The sequence below is a fragment of the Bradyrhizobium sp. U531 genome, from assembly GCF_051710265.1.
Classification (GTDB): Bacteria; Pseudomonadota; Alphaproteobacteria; order Rhizobiales; family Xanthobacteraceae; genus Bradyrhizobium.
Genome location: NZ_JASVEN010000001.1, coordinates 53,745 through 75,642, shown reverse-complemented (window position 1 = coordinate 75,642; position 21,898 = coordinate 53,745). Strand labels below are relative to the sequence as shown.

Sequence of the window (21,898 nt, the reverse complement as noted above, 5' to 3'; positions counted from 1 at the left end):
AGCGCGACCTTGGAACTCCGGCAAGCGCTGCCGAGCCGCCACTGGCCGTAAACCGCGACTGCCCGTGTTCCCGAGGAGTCGCGCGGACGGAGCATGGCCTCCGTGCCGCGATGGGTGCGGGCATGAAAATGCAACCGGGCCGAACCCTTGGTATAGTCGCGCACTGCTTCGCCGATGCGTAAGACGTCAGTGGTGGAACTGTCCGGCGACACCGATGTCGCGGGCCGCCTCCGGTCCGCAAGCCGCCTGGAATGGAATCTTTGGGTGGAACGATGTGGGCCTTTTTCGAACGTCTTCTCGACTCGTCCATGTTCTCGCCGCACGGCATCTGCCTGTTGTGGGAGCCTGAGCTGATCTGGCTTCACGTCGTTTCCGACGCCTGCATCGCAGCCGCCTATTTCTCGATTCCGTTTGCGCTCGCAATCCTGGTCACCAAGCGGCGCGATCTCAAATTCGGCTGGGTCTATTGGGCCTTCGCGATCTTCATCATGGCGTGCGGCCTCACCCATGTGCTGTCGATCTACACGCTGTGGGTGCCGGTCTACGGCATCGAGGGCATCGTCAAGGCGGCGACCGCGGTGGCGTCCGTGGTCACGGCCGGCGCGCTCTGGCCGCTGCTGCCGAAAATCCTGACGATCCCCTCCCCGTTCGAGCTGCGGCAGGTCCAGGCCGCGCTCGAGGAGGAGGAGATCAAGAGCCGGGACGCCACGCTGCTGCTGCAGCAGGTCCGCGACGCGCAGCGTGCGATGCGCGAGAGCGTGACGCGCCTTACGGCGATCGTCGAGACCGCGGTCGACGGCGTCATTCTGTTCGACGCGCAGGACCGCATTCTCTTGTTCAATCCGGCCTGCGAGCGGCTGTTCGGCTACGGCGCCGACGAGGTGATGGGCCTGAACGTCAGGATGCTGCTGCCCGAGGCGGGCGCCACGGCCGACGGCCAGGCAAGGCAGTTCGCGACCGCCGGCGAGGCCACCGGCCTGCGCAAGGACGGATCGACCTTCCCGATGGACTTGTCGGTCGGCCAGGCGCGGCAGGACGGCGAATTGATCTTCGTCGGCATCGTGCACGATTTGACCGCGCGCAAGCTGACCGAGCAGAAGCTCCAGCAGGCGCAGAAGATGGAGACGGTCGGCCAGCTCTCCGGCGGCATCGCTCACGACTTCAACAATCTGCTCACCGTCATCATCGGCAACGCCGAGCATCTCAGCGAGCAGCTCAAGGCGAGGCCCGACCTGCGGCGCTTTGCCGACGACATCTCCCAATCGGGAGAACGGGGTGCCGAGCTGACGCAGCGGCTGCTCGCATTCAGCCGCCGTCAATTGCTGCAGCCGCAGACGATCGATTGCCGCAGCCTGCTCGAATCCATGTTCAAGCTGCTTAAGCGCACCTTGCGCGAAGACATCGAGATCAAGACGAGCTCCGGGCTCGGCACCATCCAGGCCTTCGCCGACCGCGCCCAGCTCGAATCCGCCGTGCTGAACCTTGCGCTCAACGCCCAGGATGCCATGCCGGCCGGAGGTCACCTCACCCTGAGCACGGAGTTGACGACGCTCGACGACGATTATCGCATCCTCCACCCCGAAGTCGCCTCCGGCACCTACGCGTTGATCTCGATCACCGACGACGGCGAAGGCATGACGCCGGAGGTCGCCCGGCGCGCGTTCGAGCCGTTCTTCACCACCAAGGAGGTCGGCAAGGGCTCCGGTCTCGGCCTCAGCATGGTCTATGGCTTCGCCAGGCAATCCAATGGCCACGTCACGATCTACAGCGAGGCGGGCCTTGGCACGACGGTCCGGATCTACCTGCCGCGCGCGGATGTCGGGCCATCACCGGCCGAGCTGTCCGACAGCGAGGACGCGGCGCCGCGCGGATACGAGACGATCCTGATCGCCGAGGACGATCCGTTCGTTCGCTCTTCCGCGATCCGCAGGGTGGAAGCCCTCGGCTATCGCGTCGTGGCCGCGGTCAACGGCAAGGAGGCCCTGCAGCAGCTCCGCACCGACCCCAGCATCGACATGCTGTTCACCGATATCGTGATGCCCGGCGGCATGAGCGGCTGGGACCTCGCCGACCAGGCGCGGCGGATTCGCCCCTCGCTGCCGGTCCTGTTCACCTCGGGCTACGCGCTGGAGACCCTGGTCGAGCAGGGCCACGCGCATGCACAGGCGATCGTGCTGACCAAGCCCTATCGCAAGGTCGAGCTCGCCCAGCGGCTGAGGGATGCATTCGCCGCAGCCACCGTGACCTCCTGAGCCTCTGGCGGCCGGCAAGTCCGCTTGCTAAATCCGGCCGGGTTTGGCCTATTAGCCGCCAGATATGCTTTCGGAGTGCCCGCGATGGTTCCTTTCTTCGTCCAGATCAAATGCAAGCTCGGCCAGTCCTATACGGTCGCCAATGCGCTTGCCGAAGCCGAGATCGCGTCCGAGATCTACTCCACGGCCGGCCAGTACGACCTCCTTGTGAAATTCTACGTCGACAACGACACCGACATCGGCCATTTCGTCAACGAGAAGGTGCAAGTGCTGCCGGGCATCCAGGACACCCTCACCATCATCACCTTCAAGGCGTTCGGCGCGAGCTGAGCTAGCCCGCGTCCTTGCCCGCTTCCTTGCGCTTGGGACGCGGCGGCCCTTCTACCGGCGGCAGCGATTTCAGGTAGTCCGCCATCGCCGCGATATCCTCGTCGGACAATTGCGAGGTGTTCTTGATCACGCGGGTCATCGCGCCGCCGACGCTGTCGCCGTCGGGGAGTTCGCCGTTCTTCAGGAAATAGGCGATATCCTTCACGCTCCATTCGCCGAGGCGCTTCTGGGTGATGTTGGGCACCCAGCCCTCGCCTTCCGGATTGGGCCCGCCGGCGAAGCGCTGGCTGGAGATGATGCCGCCGAGCGCGTTGCGCGGACTGTGGCATTCGGCGCAATGGCCGAAGCTGTTGACGAGATAGGCGCCGCGATTGAATTGCGGCGACCTGGCGCCGTCGGCAACAAGCGGCTTGTCGTCCAGAAACAGGAATTTCCAGATGCCGACATTGCGCCGGATGTTGAAGGGAAAACGCATGTCGTGGTCGCGCACCTTGCCGGCCACGGGTGGCAGCGTCTTCAGATAGGCGAAGAGATCGAGCACGTCCTCGCGCCTGGCGTGCTGATAGGACGTATAGGGGAAAGCGGGAAAATAATGCTGCCCGCCCGGCGACACGCCGTGCATCACCGCGTTGACGAAGTCGGCGTCCGTCCATTTGCCGATGCCGTCGTTCGGATCGGGCGAGATGTTCGGCGCGTAGAACGTTCCGAACGGGGACTTGATCGCGACGCCGCCGCCGAGCTTGAGGCGATCGCCCTGGTCGGGCGTGGCATGGCAGGACGCGCAACCCCCGGCATTGAACATGGTCTCGCCATTGGCGAGGTTGGCCACATGGGCCGGCGCATTGCCCGCGGCGGCCACCACCGGCGCACTGAGCCACCAATAGACGCCCAAGGCTGCGACCAGCGCGAGCGCCCCAAGAAGCATTGTTCGTTGCAGCATGCGGATCCATTCACTCGTCGCGGCGAACCTAGGGCCGACGTCGTCGCGGCTCCAGCCACGAAGAATTTAGCCCGGCCCAGCCAAAAACGGGAATAAACTGAAATGCCGACTGTTGGAAGTTTGGCAGCCCGAACGGGTTCAGCAGGGAGAACGTCATGAACAAGACCGTCATTGCCGCCGTAGCGCTCGGTGCCATCGCCTTTGCGGCTCCGGCCAGCGCCGAAAAGCTGAAAGCAACGCTCGACGGCAAGTCCGAGGTGCCGGCAACGACCAGCAGCGCCACTGGAACCGCCGACCTGAACTATGATGCCGCCAGCAAGAAGCTGTCCTGGACGGTCAGCTATTCCGGGCTGTCCGGCCCCGCCACCGCCGCCCATTTCCATGGTCCCGCGGAGGCCGGCAAGAACGCCGGCGTCGCGATCGCAATCCCGAATGCGACCGCCAGCCCCGTGAAGGGTGAAGCGACGCTGACCGACGCGCAGGCCGCCGATCTGCTCGCCGGCAAGCTCTACGTCAACATTCACACCGCGGCCAACCCGGGCGGCGAGATCCGCGGTCAAGTGACGAAGTAAGCTTCCAAGATTGCTTCGTCGCAAAAGGCCGGGCGCAGGAGGGGGCGTCCGGCCTTTTCGATTCCGAAACGACTTCGGAGCCCGGATGGAGCGCAGCGCAATCCGGGACGGACTCCGAGAGATGAAGACCCGGATTACGCTGGCGCTCCATCCGGGCTACGCACCTTTCCATCCTGCTCAGGCCGCGTTCAGCGCCTGCGTGAGGTCCGCGATCAGGTCCGACGGGTTCTCGATGCCGATCGACAGCCGGATCGTGGAATCGAGCACGCCGATCTTACGGCGGATGTCGGCGGGAACGCCGGAATGGGTCATGGTTGCCGGCAGGCTCGCGAGCGACTCGGTGCCGCCGAGGCTCACCGCCAGCTTGAGGATCTGCAGCGCGTTGAGGAATTTCACCGCGGCCTCCTTGCCGCCGACGATGTCGAACGAGAAGGTCGATCCCGCCCCCAGGCATTGCCGCGCGAACACGCGGCCCGCGGGTGAACCCTCCTCGTGATGACCGAGATAATGGACCTTGGCCACCTTGGGATGATCGCCCAGGAAGTCCGCCACGAGGCGCGCATTGGCGTCGGCCTTTTCCATCCGCAGGCTCAGCGTCTCGAGCGAACGGTTGATCATCCAGCAGGAATGCGGATCGAGCTGGGTGCCGATGGCGCCGCGCAGCGCCTTGATGCCTTTCATCAGCGCTTTCGAGCCGAGCGCGGCCCCCGCGATCAGGTCGGAATGGCCGCCGACATATTTGGTCAGCGAATACAGCGACAGATCCGCGCCGTGCTCGATCGGCCGCTGAAACACCGGGCCGAGCAGCGTGTTGTCGCAGGCGATGATCGGCGTGTGTCCCTGGGCCTTGCCAATGGCATCGGCGATGCGGCGGATCATGGCGACGTCGACGAGGCCATTGGTGGGATTGGCCGGGGTCTCGATCAGGATCATCGAGACCCGGCCCTTGGCCATGGCCTGCTCCGAGGCCTGCTTGACCGCAGCTTCGTCGATCCCGTCGGCAAAGCCGACGGCGCCGATCGACAGGCGCGCCAGCGTGTTGGTCAGCAGCGTTTCGGTCCCGCCATAGAGCGGCTGCGAATGCAGAATGACGTCGCCGGGGCGGACGAAGGAGAGGATCGTGGTCGCGATCGCCGCCATGCCCGACGAGAACAGCGCACAGCTCTCGGTGCGCTCGTAGATCGAGAGCCTGTCCTCGACGATCTCGCTGTTGGGGTGATTGAAGCGGGAATAGACGAGGCCCGCGCCCATGCCCTCCGGCGGCTCGCGGCGGCCGGCGACGAAATCGAAGAAGTCCTGTCCGTCGTCGGCCGTCTTGAACACGAAGGTGGAGGTCAGGAACACCGGCGGCTTGATGGCGCCTTCCGACAATTGCGGATCATAGCCGTAGGTCAGCATCAGGGTTTCCGGATGCAGCATGTGGTTGCCGATGTGAGTCTTCGACGGATGCGGTTTGACCATGGCCTGTCTCTCTGTTGATCAGGTGCTCGCCGGGCGCTGGAGTTCCTGATGTCGTGAGCGATCGGGAACGATGACCCGACTCGCATCAACGCCACGGCCGTTGCTTGCGAAGATAACTGTTCGGACGGCGCCCCGTCAGACCTTGCAAATAGAAAAAGGGCGGCTGCTGTCGCAACCGCCCTTTCGATTGTTTCTTGTAGCCCGGATGAGCGAAGCGACATCCGGGACAGACTTTCAGCTTGGTCAGACCTTCCCGGATTTCGCTTGCGCGCCATCCGGGCTACGATCCTCGCCTCAGCTGTTCTTGACGCGGAAGGTCTCGTGGCAGCCGCCGCATTCCTTGCCCACGGCCGGGAAATTCGCCTTGAGCGAGTCGAGGTCCTTGATCTTGCCCTTGGCTTCACCGACGACCTTGGCGAAGCTTGCGATCTTGGCGTCGAAGCCGGCCTTGTCCTCCCAGACCTTCGGCGAGGTCGAGTAGTCGCCGTCGAGCTTCACGCCCTTGGCGCTGGCCGGAAACAGGTTCGGCAGCTTCTTGGCGGTATCTTCGAACTGCGCCAGCGCGCTATCCACCGTGGCCTGGTCGTAGGGCTTCTCGCCCTTGACCATCGCCGACACCGCGCCGGCATTCTTGCCGTTGCCCTTCATGAGGGTCTGAACTTCCTTGACGGAGTCCTGTTGCGCCCAAACCGCGCCCATTCCGAGCAGCAGCGCGCCCCCGACAATCAAAACTCTCTTCATTCGCAAAATCCCTTTCCTTGATCTCAGGATCGTGCCGACCCCTCCATGGGCCAACACCGATTGGCAGATTTCATTCCCTCCGGCGCGCGACGATAAATCGTCGCACGCCGGATCGTTGGCTGAGCCCGCAACACGCGTTCCGCGGTTTGCTTGGACTTACAGGCTGTGACGGCGATGATGCTCGCTGATCGCGATCCAGACCCGCTCGGGGGTCGCCGGCATGTCGATGTGGTCGATCTTGTATTCGCGCCAGAGCCCGTCGACGATAGCGTTGACGATGGCGGGACAAGAGCCGATCGCGCCGGCCTCGCCCGCCCCCTTCACGCCCAATGGATTGGTCTTGCAGGGGACGTTGGCGGTCTCGAACACGAAGGCCGGCCCGTCCGCCGCACGCGGCAGCGCATAGTCCATGAAGGTCGCGGTGATGAGCTGGCCGTCGGTGGGTCCATAGACCACCTGCTCCATCAGCGCCTGGCCGATGCCCTGCATGGCGCCGCCATGCACCTGGCCGGCCAAGAGCAGCGGATTGAGCGTCTTGCCGAAATCATCGACGATCACGTAGTTGACGATTCTGATGATGCCGGTGGCCGGATCGATCTCGACCTCCGCGACATGGGTGCCGTTGGGATAGGTGCCGTCGGCACTGGCGAAGGTCGCGCTGCCGTTCAGCTTCGACGGATCGGCGCCGGGTCGCTTGGCGAGATCGGCGAACGAGATCGAACGGTCGGTGCCCGCGATGCGCACCACGCCTTCCGAAATCTCGAGGTCGCCGGCGCTGGCCTCCAGGGCTTGCGCCGCAATCTCCTTGAGCTTCTGCCCGAGCTCACGCGTGGCGCGCTCGACGCTGACGCCGCCCGAGGGAATCGAGGCCGAGCCGCCGGTGCCGAGACCGGTCTTGATCTCGTCGGTGTCGCCCTGGTGGATATGCACGCGCTCGGGCGCGACGCCGAACTGCTCGGCGACGATCTGCGCATAGGCGGTCTGGTGGCCCTGCCCGCTCGACTGGGTGCCGATCAGGACGGTGATGTCGCCGTTAGGGTTCATCCGCACATTGGCGGTCTCCTCGCCCATGGTGCCGCAGACCTCGACATAGCTCGCAAGCCCGATGCCGCGGATCAGGCCGCCCTTCTTGGCCGCCTTGGCGCGCTTTCCAAATTCCTTCCACTCGGCGATCTCCATCGCGCGCTTGAGATGCGCGGCGAAGTCGCCGGAATCGTAGATCTTGCCGGTGGCGGTCTTGTACGGCAGCGCCTTCGGCTGGATGAAGTTCTTGCGGCGGATGGCATCCGGCGTCATGTCGAGCTTGCGCGCACAGGCATCGACCAGACGCTCGATGACATAGGCGGCTTCGGGGCGGCCCGCGCCGCGATAGGCGTCCACAGGTACGCTGTTGGTAAAGACGGTGCGCACCCGGCAATGGAAGGCCTGGATGTCGTAGAGGCCCGGCAGCATGCCGGCGCCACCATGCGGGATGTAGGGCCCGAAGGTGGAGAGGTACGCGCCCATGTCGCCCATCAGGTCGCAATCCATCGCGAGGAACTTGCCGTCCTCGGCCAGCGCCATCTTCGCGGTGGTGACATTGTCGCGGCCCTGCGCGTCGCCCATGAAATGCTCGGAGCGATCGGCGGCCCATTTCACCGCCTTCTTCAGTTTTCGCGCGGCGACCGCCATCAGGGCGTATTCCCGGTACGGAAACAGCTTCGTGCCGAACCCGCCGCCGACGTCGGGGCAGATCACCCGCATCTTGTCGGTGGGGATGTTGAGCACGTTCTGGCACAGGATGTCGCGCAGGCGGTGGCTGCCCTGGCTGCCGACCGTCAGCGTCAGATGATCGCGCTTGGCATCATATTCGCACACCGCCGCGCGCGTCTCCATGAAGCTCGCGACCACGCGCGGATTGACGATCGAGATCTCGGCGACCGCATGCGCCTTGGCGAACGCGGCCTCGGTCGCCTTCTTGTCGCCGATCGAGACGTCGAACAGCACATTGCCGGCCTTGTCGGGCCAGACCTGCGGCGCGCCCTTCTTCACGGCGTTGACGACGCCGGTCACCGCCGGCAACGGCGACCATTTGACCTCGATCGCCTCGATCGCGTCACGGGCCTGGTCGATGGTCTCGGCGACGACGAAGGCAACGGAATCGCCGACATGGCGCACCTCGTCCTTGGCCAGGATCGGATAAGGAGGCCCTTTGAACGGGTCGGTCTCGAGGTTGAACAGGCACGGCAGATCGCCGAGATCGCCGACATCGGCGGCTGTCAGGATCAGCGCCACGCCGGGCAGTCCGCGGGCGCGGCTGACATCGATGGTGAACTTGGCATGCGCATGCGGCGAGCGCAGCATCAGGCAGCGGAGCACAGCCTGCGGCGCGTAATCGTCGGTATAGCGGCCCTTGCCGCGGATGAGCGCGTCATCCTCCTTGCGCAGCACGCTTTGGCCAACGCCGAACTTGATGGGAGCCGCCATTTTATCTTCCCGTTCCATGGTTGTTTTGCGGGCATATTGCCGTGGAAAAACTGGCAAGGCAAACGGGTTTAGGCGGGCCTGGTCGCGAGGATTCGGCCCGAGCCTGCCCTGTCAGAGCGGGATCGGACGAAAAGGTCGCAGCTCGGTCATTTCCCTGTGAAGATCGATGATCCGGCGGACGTCTTCCGCACGCTCGGTCTCACCCAGCTCTCCCGCATACTCGATACGGCGAACCACCGCCGAGGATCGGAACGTCCAATATTGTGCCATGAGCGGGTTGATGAAAAGCTCGCTCCCGCTGGTCCGGTTGGTGGCATGATAGTTACCGAACTCGCCCCGCAGCGCACTTGCGATCGAATTGCAAACAATGCTCGGATGCTGCGGCTGCCTCTGGTTCGCATAATCGACCAGATCGAGGAAGGCATCGACTTCCTTGCTGCCCTGCGACAACGCGAACGCGCCGAGAAACCCGCCATCGCGAATCAGTTGAGCGACGTTCTCCAGAAAAGCGTGATGTGAGACCCCGTGATAGTGATCCACGCCAAAGCCGATCGCCGCCAGCAGCACGTTCTCGCCCGCGGCATGATCGGCAGCCACAAGCGTGACCGCATCCTCAACGACGCTGCCGACACCCGGTTCGTCGCCGAAGACGATGCTGTCTGTGCCGCCATCCACCAGAATAACCGTGTCGATGTCGTGACGATCGATGATCGAGCGATACGCCGCGGCCAGTGGCCGAACGCCGCTCTTCGCAAACGCATAGATTGGCACGAGCTGTTCGCCCCGGGCGAGCCATTCGGCCAGCCATTTCTCCGGGAAGTACGGAATCTCGGCGGCGCTCTGGTCGACGCGCCAAACCGTCTCGCCGACACGCTCACCGCCGCACAGCCACAAGTTCGTGAAAGACAGGCCGGCGAACACAACGTTCTTGCCACGCGCGGTCAAATGCTGCGCAAGCGGAACTCCGGCGAAGACGTCGAAGCCGCCGCCGCAGCCCGCAATGAGCACATTGGTCGCGTGATTCAGCCGTTCAATAAACGGAATCATTTAAAGAGCCGTTTGGTTGACCGCTCATATCACACCTCGGCGCCATAGATCAGCCGCACGATCTCTCAACGCATCGACCGCGCGTTGGGGCGTGAGGTAGTCGATTTCGCCGCGCGTCAGGCCGATATCCCGCAGCTCCCTGTCGCTCAGGCCCTGCAACGCTACCTGCGAATGCCGGCGCCGAAGCGCATCCCAGTATTGCGTGAGCAGGCCGAGGAGGCTTTGCGCCGGTTCGGCCGCCCCGCGCGCGTCTTCCCCTCGCGGGAAGGTGCTGCGCGGCGTTGCAACGGATGCGTTAACGCGCGCCGCAGCCGTCAAGACCTCGTCCATGGCTTCCTTTGCCAACGCGATCGAGCGGTCGAGGCGGAGCACTGCGGCATCGCGCTCGGACTCGGATGTGATGGTCGTCAATTGGGGTGGCATCGCATGCTCCTGCTGTTGAGCCGGCAGGGAGCGTGGCCAAAGAAAAGGCCCCGTCCGATGCCGGCGGGGCCTGGTGGAAAAGATGTCGTCGTATTCCTAGCGCACGACTCCTCCCACGGCCCAGCCGAAGCGGGTCATGTGGTTGCGGTTGACGGTGCGCGAACGTTTAATCATGAGCGACACCTACCACGGCGATCGCGCGAAATCAAGAGATGTACGAATGTTGGTTGCAGCCTGGAGGCGAACTCTTCGCTCCGCTGCAGACTGAATGTCCGAACGGGTCGAGCGCGGGTCTTATCCAGGGTCCTGAGCGTCCGAAGCCGGGCGTCGGAATTCTTCTAGAGCCGCTATCTGCTTCAATGGCGAAAAATCCACTTTCCAGAAATCGAGTTCAAACAATTGTCCGTACTGATCGACGTTCAGCGCGACCGAGACCGGCACCCCATCTGCATCGTCAAATTCGGCCTCGCCAATACACTTGCCGAGACGCCGGTCTTCGCTGCCCACAAAGCGAAGGCTACCCATTCCACCGTCGTTCATGTCTTCCACAAGGTCAAAATGGCCATACGAAGCTGAGGATGGTCCTAGAATGAAGACAACCAAGTCTCGCTCGATGGGGGTCAGCGGGCGTGCCATTTTCTCTCATAGGGACTGAGGGCATGATTATGTCACGCCGCGCTTACGATGTCCGCCTGTGGTCCGCGGTCGAACTTTCACTAAGGCTTGCCGCAGGCCGCCTTAACCGCGCACCAGCGAGACCAGCCAGCGCCGGCCGAACAAAACGAGGATCGTGAGCGCATAGACGGTCGTGCCGCCGACGGCGAGCAGGACCAGCGTCAATTCATCACGGAAATGAATCGAACCTAACAAGGGACCGCCAAAGCGCGCGATCAGCAAGAACGTGGCGGCAAGGATGATGCCAGTCAGCAGGAATTTTGCGAGTGACATCAGCCAGGCGCGATCGAGCACGAGGAAGCCGCGTCGCACGGCGAAGAACAGCACCAGCAGGAGATTGGTCCAGACACCGACAGCCGTCGCCAGCGCGAGGCCGATCTGGGCCAGCGATCCCATCAAGGCGACCTTCAGGGCGACGTTGACGGCGATGCCGGTCAGCGACGCCCGCACGGGCGTCGCCGTATCCTTGCGCGCATAGAAGGTCGCGACCGCGCTGCGGATCAGCACGAAGGGGATCAGGCCGATCGCATAGGCCGCGAGCGTAGCGCCAGCGGCAACCGCATCGGCCTTGGAGAACGCGCCGCGGGCGAACAGCGCGCGCATGATCTCGTCGGGCACGGTGAGGAACGCCGCGACGAACGGGATCGAGAACAGCAGCGTGAAGTCGAAGGCGCGGCGCTGCGCCTTCATCGCGCCCTCGAGGTCGTTGGCCGTGATTCGCCGCGACATCTCCGGCAGCAGCACGGTGCCGATGGCGATGCCGATCACGCCGATCGGGAGCTGGTTGAGGCGGTCGGCGTAATACAGCGCGGACAGCGCGCCCGCGGGCAGGAAGGTCGCGATGATGGTGTCGGCGAACAGCGCGACCTGCGTGCCCATCGAGCCCAGCGTCGCAGGTCCCAACGCCCTAAAGAAGCCGCGCACGTCCTCGTCGAGCTTGAGGGGCGCAAAGCGCGGCAGGCCGCCATGGCGGGCGAGATCGCCGGCGAGCAGGAAATACTGCAGGAAGCCGGAGATGAGCACGCCCCACGCCGCGGCGTGGCCTGCGGTCGGAAACCAGACGGCAACCGCCAGCGTCATCATCATCGCGACGTTGAGGAAGATCGACGCCGCCGCTGCGCTGGCAAAGCGCTGCATCACGTTGAGCATGCCGCCATAGAGCGTCACCAGCGTGATCAGCAGCAGATAAGGAAAAGTGATGCGGGTGAGCTCGATCGCGAGCCTGCGCTGCTCGGCATCCTCGGAAAAGCCCGGCGCCAGGATGCTCATGGCCTGCGGCATGAACAGCCAGGCGACGATCAGCAGCACCACCTGCGAGGCCAGCAGCAGCGTGAAGATGCGGTCGGCGAACAGGTGCGCCGCCGCCTCGCCCTTCTCGCCATGGACATGGGCATAGGCCGGCACCCAGGCGGCGTTGAAGGCGCCCTCCGCGAAGATCGCGCGGAAATGATTGGGCAGCCGCAGCGCCACGAAAAAGGCATCGGCCACGGGGCCGGCGCCGAGGATCGCCGCGAGCATGATGTCGCGGGCAAACCCCGTCAGCCGCGAGAGCAGCGTGTAACCACCGACCGTGAAGATGCGTCCGAGCATGCGCCTGTTTTAGAGCATGGCGCGATTAGGTCTAGGTGGAAGCTGCGTCGGAGGTCCGCTTCTCCCTGCGGGTCGGGCGATAGGACCCGACGCGTTCGCTAGCGTGCTCCGACAGTCGCAACAGCGTCATGGCCGGGCTTGTCCCGGCCATCCACGTCTTCACGCAGCACAAAGAACGTGGATGCCCGGGACAAGCCCGGGCATGACGGCCAGCGCAGCAGAAAGCGCGAGATCAACCCGCCAGCGCGCCCTGCACGGCGGCGATGATTCGTTCCTGGTCGGCTTCGGTCAGATAGGCATGCATGGGCAGGCTGATGACGTCCTGCGACAGGCTCTCGCAACCCGGCAGGCCACCCTCGGCGACCGGATATTGCTTGTAGGCCGTCTGCTGATGCATCGACTTGCCGTAATAGATCGCGGTCGGCACCCCCTGGGCTTTTAGCGCGGCAGCGAAGCCGTCGCGGTCGGTCCCCTTGGGAAGACGGATCGTATACTGCGCCCAGACCGAAGTGTTGCCGGGCGTCAGGCGCGGCACGGTCACGACGTTGCTCAGGCCGCGCGCGTAGCGCTCCGCGACCCTGTTGCGGGCGGCGATCTCGTCGTCGAAAATCTTCAGCTTCTCGATCAGGATCGCGGCCTGCATGGTGTCGAGCCGGCCGGTCAGGCCGAGGCGGACGTTGTCGTATTTATCGACGCCCTGCCCGTGCACGCGGATGCTGCGCAGCGTCGCCGCGAGCTCGTCGTCATCGGTGAAGATCGCGCCGCCGTCGCCGAAGCAGCCGAGCGGCTTGGCCGGGAAGAAGCTGGTGGCGGTGGCGAGCCCGAAAGTGCCGAGCTTGCGGCCCTTGTAGCTCGCGCCAAAGCCTTGCGCAGCGTCATCGAGCACGAACAGGCCTTCGGCCCGAGCGATCTCGGCGATGGCATCGTGATCGGCGGGCTGGCCGAACAGGTCGACCGGAATCACCGCGACCGGCTTGAGGCCGGCCTTGCGGGCGGTCGCGATGCCGCGCTTGAGCGAGTCCGGGCTCATGTTGAAGGTGGTCTCGTCCACATCGACGTAAACCGGCGTTGCGCCGGTCCGCGCCACGGGCGAGGCCGTCGCGATGAAGGTGAAGGACGGACACAGCACGGCATCGCCGGGCCCGACATTCTTCGCCATCATCACCATCAGGATCGCGTCGGTGCCGCTGGCGCAGCCGATGACGTGCTTGGCGCCGCTATAAGCCGCGAGCTGCTTCTCGAGCTCAGCGACTTCGGGGCCATTGACGAACTGGCAATGGTCGAGCACGCGCTTGACCGCGGCATCGAGCGAGGCGCCGAGCCGGCGGCGCTGCGAGGCGACGTCGATGAAGGGAATGGGTTCGGAACGAAGATGCTGGTTCATGGTCTGGCTCTTGGCGCCTTGCTGGTCGTGAGCGGTCGACATGGACGGGGATCAGCCGGCGACGCGGCGCGGGCCCTTGACGGCCGACGACGTCGCTGCGGGCCGTGACGGCGTCTCGAGGCATTGGGTTGCGATCTCGAGGCTGGCGACGCCTTCGTCACCGGTGACTGCCGGCGTCTCGCCGTTGCGCACGGCCTTGAGGAACGCGATCAGCTCGGCGCGGAGCGGCTCGTCATGGCCGACCGGCAGATGCCGCATCGAGTAGCTGCCGTCAGGCTTGAAGCCGAAGCATTCGGTGACCTGGCGCGTCAAGAGATCGCCCATCACGTATTTGCCGCGCGTGGCGACCGTGACGCTGCGCGCCTTGAACGGCGTCAGCCAGTTGGTGTTGATGTGCGCGAGCACGCCGTTGGCGGTGCGGAATTGCAGCAGCGCGATGTCCTCGCGCTCGGCGATCGCGCTCGAGAGCTGCGGCTGCACCTCGACGATGTCGGATTCGGTGAACCAGCGGATCAGGTCGATGTCGTGCACGGCGAGGTCGATGACGACGCCGACATTGGACATGCGCGGCGGGAACGGGCCGACGCGGGTGATCGCGATGGAGAGGATATCTTCGCCTGCGATGGCCTGCTTGACGGCGGCGACCGCCGGATTGAAGCGTTCGACATGGCCGACCATCAGCGTGACGCCGGCCTTCTGCGCGGCAGAGACGATCTCGCGGCCCTCTTCGACCGTGGACGCGATCGGCTTCTCGACCAGGACATGGATATTCTGGGCGATGCAGGCGAGCGCGACCTCGTGATGCAGATGGGTCGGAGCTGCGATGGTGACGGCATCGACGCCGGCGGCGAACAACTGGTCGAGCGTCTCGAAGCTCGGGCAATTGGCAAGTTCCGTCGCACGGGTGCGATGGGCGGGCGAAGGATCGACGACGCCGACGAGGCTCACCCCCGGCAGGCCGCTGAGCACGCGCGCATGGTTGCTGCCCATCACGCCGGCACCAATGACGCCGACGCGCAAGCCGGCCTTTGCCGGTGCAGATCCCTTGGAACTCATGTGAGTAAACCCCGATTCAACGCAAATCCCCGGCGCGCTTCTAGCACGGACGCCACATTTGTGGCGAATGCCACCCTTGCGGCCCGGACACGATTTGATTCAAAAAGTTACACGTTCCCCGGGCCTTAAGCCGAAAAAGATACCGCTTGTCGGGCCCGGGTCGCGTGATTCGGAGCTTGCTGGTTACGACCTTTGGTAGTCGTCTTCAATCCGGATGATGTCGTCCTCCCCGAGATAGCTTCCAGTCTGGACCTCGATGAGTTCCAGCATGATTTTACCGGGGTTCTCCATGCGATGGACCGCGCCCATCGGGATGTAGATCGACTCGTTCTCGTGCACCATCTTCACGGTCTCGTCGACGGTGACCTGCGCCGTGCCGCGCACCACGATCCAGTGCTCGGCGCGATGATGATGCTTCTGCAGCGACAGCCGCCCGCCCGGCTTCACCACGATGCGCTTGACCTGGTGGCGCTCGCCATTGTCGACCGACTGGTAGCTGCCCCAGGGCCGGTGCACCTTGAGATGCTCCTCGGTGACCTTCGGCGCGACCGCCTTCAGCTTGGTGACGAGACGCTTCAGCCCGTTGGCATCCTTCTGGCGCGAGACCAGCACCGCATCCGCGGTCGCGACCACGACGAGATCGTCGACGCCTTCGAGCGCGACCAGCGCCTGGTCGGTGGTGACGTTGCAGTTGCGGGAGTCTTCGAACACGGCGCTGCCATGCGCGGCATTGCCCTGCGCGTCCTTGTCGGACAATTCCCACACCGCGTGCCAGGAGCCGACATCGGACCAGCCGCAGGACACCGGCACGACGGCGGCGCGCGACGTCTTCTCCATCACGGCATAGTCGATCGAGATCGCCTTGGCCGCGCCGAACGCCTCCGGCTCCAGCGTCACGAAGCCGAGATCGCGGCCGGCATTGTTGACCGCATTGGTGATGGCCTCGACGCTTGCCGCGTCGACCTTGCGATATTCGTCGAGCAGGACGCTCGCCGGGAACATGAAGTTGCCGCTGTTCCAGAGATAGCCCGAATTGACGTAGTCGGAGGCCTTCACCGCATCCGGCTTCTCGACGAAGCGCGTGACCGCATGCACCTCGCCGGAGATCACCTCGCCCGGGTTGATGTAGCCGTATTCGGTCGCGGGCCGCTCCGGCTTGACGCCGAAGGTGACGATGCGCCCGGTGCTCGCGGCGGCAAGCCCCTCGCGGCAGGCGGCGACGAAAGCGGCATTGTCCTGCACGACGTGATCGGCCGCGAGCGCGAGCACGATGGCTTCATTGGCGCGGTTCTGCGCGAACACCGCGCCGGCGGCGATCGCGGGACCGGAATCGCGGCGCATCGGCTCGAGGATCACGTCGGCCTCGATGCCGATCTCGGCGAGCTGCTCCAGCACCATGAATCGATAGGACGCGTTGGTGATGACGATGGGCCGGTCGAACAGGGAAGGATCGGAGACGCGCAGCAGCGTGTCCTGGAAGGTCGAGCGCGTGCCGAACAGCGGCAGGAACTGCTTGGGCCGCACCTCGCGCGAAGCCGGCCACAGCCGCGTGCCGGCGCCGCCGCACATGATCAGGGGGATTATGCGTTTGTCCATCGTCATCTCAAACCCTAAAGTAGTCCCGATACCAGGTGACAAAATTATGGACCCCATGCTCGATCGGCGTTGACGGTGCAAAGCCGGTGTCGCGCATCAAATCCTCGACATCCGCGAACGTTTCCAGCACATCTCCCGGCTGCATCGGCAGCAATTCTTTGATCGCCGTCCGGCCCAGCTCGCGCTCCAGAAGACCGACGACGTGCATCAGTTCCTCCGGGCGGTGATTGCCGACATTGTAGAGCTTAAACGGCGCATTTGCGGCAGCCGGATCGTTCGCGGGCACAAGATCGATCAGCTTGGATACTACACGCGTGACATCATCAATATAGGTGAAGTCGCGGCGCATCTGGCCATGGTTAAACAGCCGGATCGGCTTGCCCGCCAGGATGGCGTTCACGAACAGAAACATGGCCATGTCGGGCCGTCCCCATGGCCCGTAAATGGTAAAGAAGCGCAGGCCCGTGACCGGCAGGCGATAGAGATGGCTGTAGGATTGCGCCATCACCTCGTTCGCCTTCTTGGTCGCGGCGTAGAAGCTCACGGGATGATCGGTCCGGTCAGCAACCGCAAATGGCATTTTTGTGTTGGCGCCATAGACGGAAGATGACGATGCGTAGACGAGATGACGACAGCCGTTGTTGCGGCAACCCTCGAGCACGTTGAGAAAGCCAACCAGATTGGAATCGGCATAGGCGTGCGGCTGCTCGATCGAGTAGCGCACGCCGGCCTGCGCCGCCAGATGCACCACTTCGGTGAAACCATGCCGCGCAAACAGCGCCGCCATCGTTTCGCGGTCGGCCAGATCGGCCTCGACGAAGGAGAAACGGGGATCGCCCTGCAGCAGCGCCAGGCGCGCCCGCTTCAGCGCGGGATCGTAATAGGAATTGAGATTGTCGAGCCCGACGACAATGCGGCCCTCGCCGAGGAGCTGCCGGGCGACGTGAAAGCCGATGAAGCCGGCCGCCCCCGTGACCAAAATCGCCTGATCCGTCATCCTGTTCCCTGGATCCCTAGCCCGATCCTGTTTAGCCGCGACGTCGAGGGGGTCGCAATAGGCCCGCCGCGCCCGACGTGAGGCTCCTTTGCGAGGGGACACTTGTACGAGGGCTATTGCAAGATCGGCGCCAAAACCATACCAAAGCGGCCGAATTCGACGCCTCGCGTCGGGTTGCCTCAAATCTTCGCAAACCCTGTCGTGCGGGCGAGATGCGCCGAATCCTGCTTTCTGCGGCCAAAATCCTGATTTCCGTGGCGCTGCTCTATCTGGCGCTGCGCAAGGTCGACCTGACCGAGCTGTTGTCGCGCTTCACCGTGACCAGCCTGTTCTGGATTGGCCTCGCGATCGCGATCACGTTCCTGCAAATCTTCGTCGGCGTGCTGCGCTGGCGCGAGATCAGCGCCGCCTGCGGTGCGCCGCTCGAGCTCGGCCGGGCCATGCGCTACAACGTGATCGGCTCCTTCTTCAACCAGACACTGCCGTCGGCGATCGGCGGCGACGCGGTCCGGCTCTGGCTCGTCGCGCGCGCCGGCGCCGGCTGGCGTGCGGCCACCTACTCGATCTTCGTCGACCGCGCGATCGGCCTGATCGCGCTCGCGGTTCTCATCGTCGGCAGCCTGCCCTGGAGCTACACGCTGATCACCGATGCGCACGGGCGTTCGGCGCTGCTGCTCGTCGACCTCCTGGCGCTCGCCGGCGGCGTCGGCTTCCTGATCTTCGGCGCGCTGAACTGGCGCTGGCTGAAGACGTGGTGGGCCACCCACCACCTTCACGCCTGCGCGGTGATCGCGAACCGCGTGATCTTCAGCCGCAGCCGCGGGCCGGCCATCGCAATCCTCTCCATCCTCGTGCACGTGCTCGCCGTCGTCATCGCCTGGTGCGTGGTGCAGTCGATCGCCGCCCCGGTTGGCTTCAGCGACGTCTTCCTGCTCGTGCCGCCGGTGATGCTGATCACGATGATGCCTATCTCGATCGCGGGCTGGGGCGTGCGCGAGGCCACGATGGGCCTGGCGTTCGGCTTCGCCGGGCTCGCCACCAATGAGGGCGTCAACGTCTCGCTGCTGTATGGCGCGGTGTTCTTCATCGTCGGCGCGGTCGGCGGTCTGGTCTGGATCCTCAGCGCGGAAAAGGCCGCGCAAGGGACGGCGCCGATCGGGGTGCCGGAGTGACGACGTTCGTCGCCGGTCCGGACCTTGCGGCCGGACTGCTGCTGCTCGCGCTCATGCCGGCCGTGCTGGCTGCGCTGATCTCCGCCTGCATCACCTGGCTGAGCATGCCGCTGCTGCAGCGTTATGCGCTGGCGCGTCCGAACGCGCGCTCGTCGCACAAGATCCCGACCCCGCAAGGCGCCGGCATCGCGGTCATCGCAGCCACCTTGCTGGTGGCTGCGCCCTGGGCGGCCTGGGCCACCGGCGCAATTCCCCTGTCCCTGATCGGCTCCGCCCTCGTGATCGCCCTGGTCGGGCTCGTCGACGACATCAGGCCTCTGCCCGTGCTGGTCCGCCTGGTGTTGCAGGCGGCAGCCGTCGCCGCCGTCGTCTTCACGGCACCCGAGAGCGCGCGCATCGTGCCGGCGCTGCCGCTTGCGCTGGAGCGCGGCCTCATCCTGCTCGCCGGAATCTGGTTCGTGAACCTCGTCAACTTCATGGACGGGCTCGACCTGATGACGGCGGCGGAGGTGGTGCCGGTGACGGCCGCGCTCGGTGTGCTCGGCTGGCTCGGCGAGCTATCGCCGTCCGCCGGGCTGCTCGCCACGGCGCTGTGCGGTGCCATGCTCGGCTTTGCCCCGTTCAACCGTCCGCGCGCGATGGTCTTCCTCGGCGATGTCGGCAGCCTGCCGATCGGCCTTCTGCTCGGCTGGTGCCTGCTCGAACTCGCCTGGCACGGACATCCCGCCGCGGCGCTGCTGCTGCCGGCCTATTACCTTGCGGATTCCACCATCACGCTGTGTCGGCGCATCATCAGGCGCGAGCCGTTCTGGTCGGCACACCGCACGCACTTCTATCAACGCGCCACCGACAACGGCTTCGCGGTCCCGCGCGTGATCGGCGACGTGTTCATGCTCAATCTCGTGCTGGCCCTGCTGGCCATCGTCACCGTTCGCGCCGGCTCGACGACGATCACGATCCTGGCCCTGCTGGCCGGCGCTGTCGCCGTCGCCTTCGTGCTGCGGCGCTTCTCCCGCGCTCAGTCCTGCTGATCCGACAGCGCCAGGCGCAATCCCTCGTCGAGGGAAACCTGCGGCTGCCAACCGGTGGCGATCGCCTTGGAGATGTCGAGCTCGAGCGAGCCGATCAGGCTGTCCTGCGTATCCTGCCGGCCCATCGCGCCGAGCAGCGTACCGAGCAGGCCCGGCGGCACGCCGAACAAATGCAGCTTCTTGCCGGATGCCCCGGCGAGCCGCTCGATGAATTCCGGCGTCGACACCTGCTCCCTGTCGGCCACGAGGAAGATCTCGAAATTGCTGACGGGATCGGGGTGACCGAGCCGATGCAGGATGAACGACGCGAGGTTCTGCACGGCAAGGAATGCGCGGTGGTTGCGGATCGAGCCCAGAGGCAGGGGCAGCCCCAGACTGACCGCGCGCGTCAGCAGCGCGAAATTGCCCTTGGCGCCCGCGCCATAGACCAGCGGCGGCCGGATCACCGAGATCTTCATGCCGTTGTCGCGCGCCAGCGTTCTCAAGCCGGCCTCGGCCGCGGCCTTGGACATGCCGTAAAGGCCGCGCGGCGTCAGGATGTCGTTCTCGCTGAACGCGACGCGGCCCTCGTTGCTGCGGCCGTGCACGAGCACGGTGCTGACGAAGATGAACTGGCGCACGCCGGCGGCGGCGGCACTGCGTGCCAGTTGCAGCGTGCCGGCGATGTTGACGTTGCGGTAGAGCTGGACCGCATGCTCCTCGTTCTTGTGGTGGACGCGCGCGGCAAGATGGACGACGGCGTCCACCCCCTCCAGCGCGGCGCGCCAATCGGTCTCGGGACCGATCGTCTCGATCACGACCTCGTCGCCGACGCCTTGCGGCGTGCGGACCGCGCGGCGGACCGACCAGCCCGCGCGCACGAGCGCGGGCACGACATGGCGGCCGACGAAGCCGCTCGCTCCCGTCACCAGCACGACCGGTTTCTTCTCGCTCATCGTTGCTCCGCCAGGTCCGGGTTGTGCAACAATTCGTCGACCAGCGCCGCATAGGCGTTCATGGCGGTCGTCCTGTCGAACCGCGCCGCGGTCTTCACGGCGCGGGCCGCGAGGCTGCCGTCGTCGCAACGCGATGCCGCGCGGATCGTCGCCGCGAGCTCGTCGGCGCGGCCCGGCGCCACCACCCAGCCGAGCCCGTGCTCCACCACGGTCAGCGCCGCCTCGGCCTCCTGCTCGGACACCAGCACCACGGGGCGGCCGACCGCCAGCAGATTGTAGAACCGGCTCGGCACCGACACCCCCGCAACGTCCTTGCGGTACGGAATGATCCACAGATCAGCCGATGCCAGAAACGCCTCGAGCTCGAAATCCTCGACCCGCCCGACAAAGGAGACATTGGAAAGGTTCGCCGCCGCCTGCAATTGCTTCAGCCGTTCGAAACCGATGCCCCAGCCCGACAGCAGGAAGTGAATGTCCGTGTCGTCCTTCAGCAAGCGAGCCGCCTCGAACACGATCTCGGGATCATGGGTGAAGCCGAGATTGCCCGAGAGGCCGACGATGTAGCGCGCGGAGACATTCTTGCGGAACGGATTGTCCGGCGCAACCGGCCGCGGCGCGGGCACGAGCGTTGCCCAGTTCGGGATGAAGCGGATCTTGCTCCGCGTCATGCCGGAATAGCTCAGCAGCGGCCGCTCCGCGTCGCGGCCGATGGTGATGACGGCATTGAGCGCGCGGAACATCAGGCTGTTGGCCGCCCGCATCGTCCGCGTCACGAGCGAGCGAGGCTTCAGCAGGCCCGCCATCACCAGCACGTCGGGGAAGAGGTCGTGCATGATCAGCGCCGAGCGCGCGCCCCTCAGCCTCGCCGCCGCCGCCACCGCGTAAGGCAGCATGAACGGCGCGGTGACCGTGAGCACGACGTCTCCCCGCCTCAATTGCCGCATCAAGGCGAAGAACGTGCGCGCCGCGAACAGCAGCTCGGACATCGCGCGCCGCACCAGCGCCGCCTTGCCCGACATGTGGTTCCTGATCGCAACCACGCGCGGCTTGCCGGGACCGGTCTGCGAGGGAGGCAACGCACCCGGCCAGCCCGAGAGCACCACCACCTCGTGCTCGCTGGCGAGACGGCAGGCGATTTCGGCCATGATCGCCGCCGTCGTGCTGCTGTCCGGCGGATAATGCTGGCTCGCGACGACGATCTTGCCGGCGATCCTGTCTTGGGGCTGCATG

General features: G+C 65.2%; 19 protein-coding genes. 5 read left to right on the top strand and 14 right to left on the bottom strand.

Annotated features, from left to right (window positions below; genetic code table 11):
• Window positions 1-308: 308 nt before the first annotated feature.
• Entirely contained in the window at window positions 309-2,252 is a 1,944-nt protein-coding gene (locus tag QRQ56_RS00340) for a PAS domain S-box protein (protein WP_438736710.1), read from the top strand.
• A gap of 84 nt (window positions 2,253-2,336) precedes the next feature.
• Window positions 2,337-2,582, top strand: a complete 246-nt coding sequence (locus QRQ56_RS00335) for an Lrp/AsnC ligand binding domain-containing protein (protein ID WP_106951518.1) — start codon at window positions 2,337-2,339, stop codon at window positions 2,580-2,582.
• A 1-nt stretch (window position 2,583) separates the two neighbouring features.
• On the opposite strand, the gene QRQ56_RS00330 is transcribed toward QRQ56_RS00335, so the two are convergent.
• Entirely contained in the window at window positions 2,584-3,522 is a 939-nt protein-coding gene (locus QRQ56_RS00330) for a c-type cytochrome (RefSeq protein ID WP_438736708.1), read from the bottom strand.
• Between the two features lie 155 nt (window positions 3,523-3,677).
• Between QRQ56_RS00330 and QRQ56_RS00325 the strand changes: the two genes are divergently transcribed.
• Window positions 3,678-4,094, top strand: coding sequence for a CHRD domain-containing protein (locus QRQ56_RS00325; protein WP_438736706.1), 417 nt, complete (start codon window positions 3,678-3,680; stop codon window positions 4,092-4,094).
• Between the two features lie 177 nt (window positions 4,095-4,271).
• Here the strand turns inward: QRQ56_RS00325 and QRQ56_RS00320 are convergent, their stop codons facing one another.
• From QRQ56_RS00320 to QRQ56_RS00270, 11 genes are all read right to left on the bottom strand, one after another.
• Entirely contained in the window at window positions 4,272-5,555 is a 1,284-nt protein-coding gene (locus tag QRQ56_RS00320; protein ID WP_438736704.1) for a cystathionine gamma-synthase family protein, read from the bottom strand.
• 294 nt (window positions 5,556-5,849) lie between these two features.
• Complete coding sequence (locus QRQ56_RS00315; protein WP_438736702.1) at window positions 5,850-6,296, bottom strand: c-type cytochrome; 447 nt, start codon at window positions 6,294-6,296, stop codon at window positions 5,850-5,852.
• 156 nt (window positions 6,297-6,452) lie between these two features.
• Entirely contained in the window at window positions 6,453-8,762 is a 2,310-nt protein-coding gene (locus QRQ56_RS00310; RefSeq protein WP_438736700.1) for a xanthine dehydrogenase family protein molybdopterin-binding subunit, read from the bottom strand.
• Window positions 8,763-8,873: 111 nt separating this feature from the next.
• Complete coding sequence (locus QRQ56_RS00305) at window positions 8,874-9,809, bottom strand: DUF1152 domain-containing protein (protein WP_438736698.1); 936 nt, start codon at window positions 9,807-9,809, stop codon at window positions 8,874-8,876.
• Window positions 9,810-9,833: 24 nt separating this feature from the next.
• Window positions 9,834-10,232 (bottom strand): DUF1127 domain-containing protein, encoded by a 399-nt coding sequence (locus QRQ56_RS00300; RefSeq protein WP_438736696.1) that lies wholly within the window; start codon window positions 10,230-10,232, stop codon window positions 9,834-9,836.
• Window positions 10,233-10,526: 294 nt separating this feature from the next.
• Entirely contained in the window at window positions 10,527-10,868 is a 342-nt protein-coding gene (locus QRQ56_RS00295; RefSeq protein WP_438736694.1) for a DUF6984 family protein, read from the bottom strand.
• Between the two features lie 102 nt (window positions 10,869-10,970).
• Window positions 10,971-12,497, bottom strand: coding sequence for a murein biosynthesis integral membrane protein MurJ (murJ, locus tag QRQ56_RS00290; protein ID WP_438736692.1), 1,527 nt, complete (start codon window positions 12,495-12,497; stop codon window positions 10,971-10,973).
• Window positions 12,498-12,729: 232 nt separating this feature from the next.
• Complete coding sequence (locus QRQ56_RS00285) at window positions 12,730-13,881, bottom strand: DegT/DnrJ/EryC1/StrS family aminotransferase (RefSeq protein WP_438740029.1); 1,152 nt, start codon at window positions 13,879-13,881, stop codon at window positions 12,730-12,732.
• A gap of 51 nt (window positions 13,882-13,932) precedes the next feature.
• Complete coding sequence (locus tag QRQ56_RS00280; RefSeq protein ID WP_438736690.1) at window positions 13,933-14,937, bottom strand: Gfo/Idh/MocA family oxidoreductase; 1,005 nt, start codon at window positions 14,935-14,937, stop codon at window positions 13,933-13,935.
• A 183-nt stretch (window positions 14,938-15,120) separates the two neighbouring features.
• Window positions 15,121-16,533 (bottom strand): mannose-1-phosphate guanylyltransferase/mannose-6-phosphate isomerase, encoded by a 1,413-nt coding sequence (locus QRQ56_RS00275; RefSeq protein ID WP_438736688.1) that lies wholly within the window; start codon window positions 16,531-16,533, stop codon window positions 15,121-15,123.
• Window positions 16,534-16,540: 7 nt separating this feature from the next.
• Window positions 16,541-17,530: an NAD-dependent epimerase gene (locus tag QRQ56_RS00270; protein WP_438740027.1), complete on the bottom strand. Its 990-nt coding sequence runs from the start codon at window positions 17,528-17,530 to the stop codon at window positions 16,541-16,543.
• Between the two features lie 212 nt (window positions 17,531-17,742).
• On the opposite strand from QRQ56_RS00270, the gene QRQ56_RS00265 reads away from it, so the two are divergent.
• Both QRQ56_RS00265 and QRQ56_RS00260 read left to right on the top strand, forming a co-directional pair.
• Entirely contained in the window at window positions 17,743-18,702 is a 960-nt protein-coding gene (locus QRQ56_RS00265) for a lysylphosphatidylglycerol synthase transmembrane domain-containing protein (protein WP_438736687.1), read from the top strand.
• Between the two features lie 53 nt (window positions 18,703-18,755).
• Entirely contained in the window at window positions 18,756-19,733 is a 978-nt protein-coding gene (locus tag QRQ56_RS00260; protein WP_438740026.1) for an MraY family glycosyltransferase, read from the top strand.
• Here the strand turns inward: QRQ56_RS00260 and QRQ56_RS00255 are convergent.
• The gene (locus QRQ56_RS00255) at window positions 19,721-20,668 is read right to left on the bottom strand and encodes an NAD-dependent epimerase/dehydratase family protein (protein WP_438736685.1); all 948 of its coding nucleotides are present in this window, start codon (window positions 20,666-20,668) and stop codon (window positions 19,721-19,723) included. The two genes, QRQ56_RS00260 and QRQ56_RS00255, sit on opposite strands and share 13 nt — an antisense overlap.
• Entirely contained in the window at window positions 20,665-21,897 is a 1,233-nt protein-coding gene (locus QRQ56_RS00250) for a glycosyltransferase family 4 protein (protein WP_438736684.1), read from the bottom strand. Before QRQ56_RS00250 ends, QRQ56_RS00255 begins: the two co-directional genes overlap by 4 nt.
• Window position 21,898 lies beyond the last annotated feature (1 nt).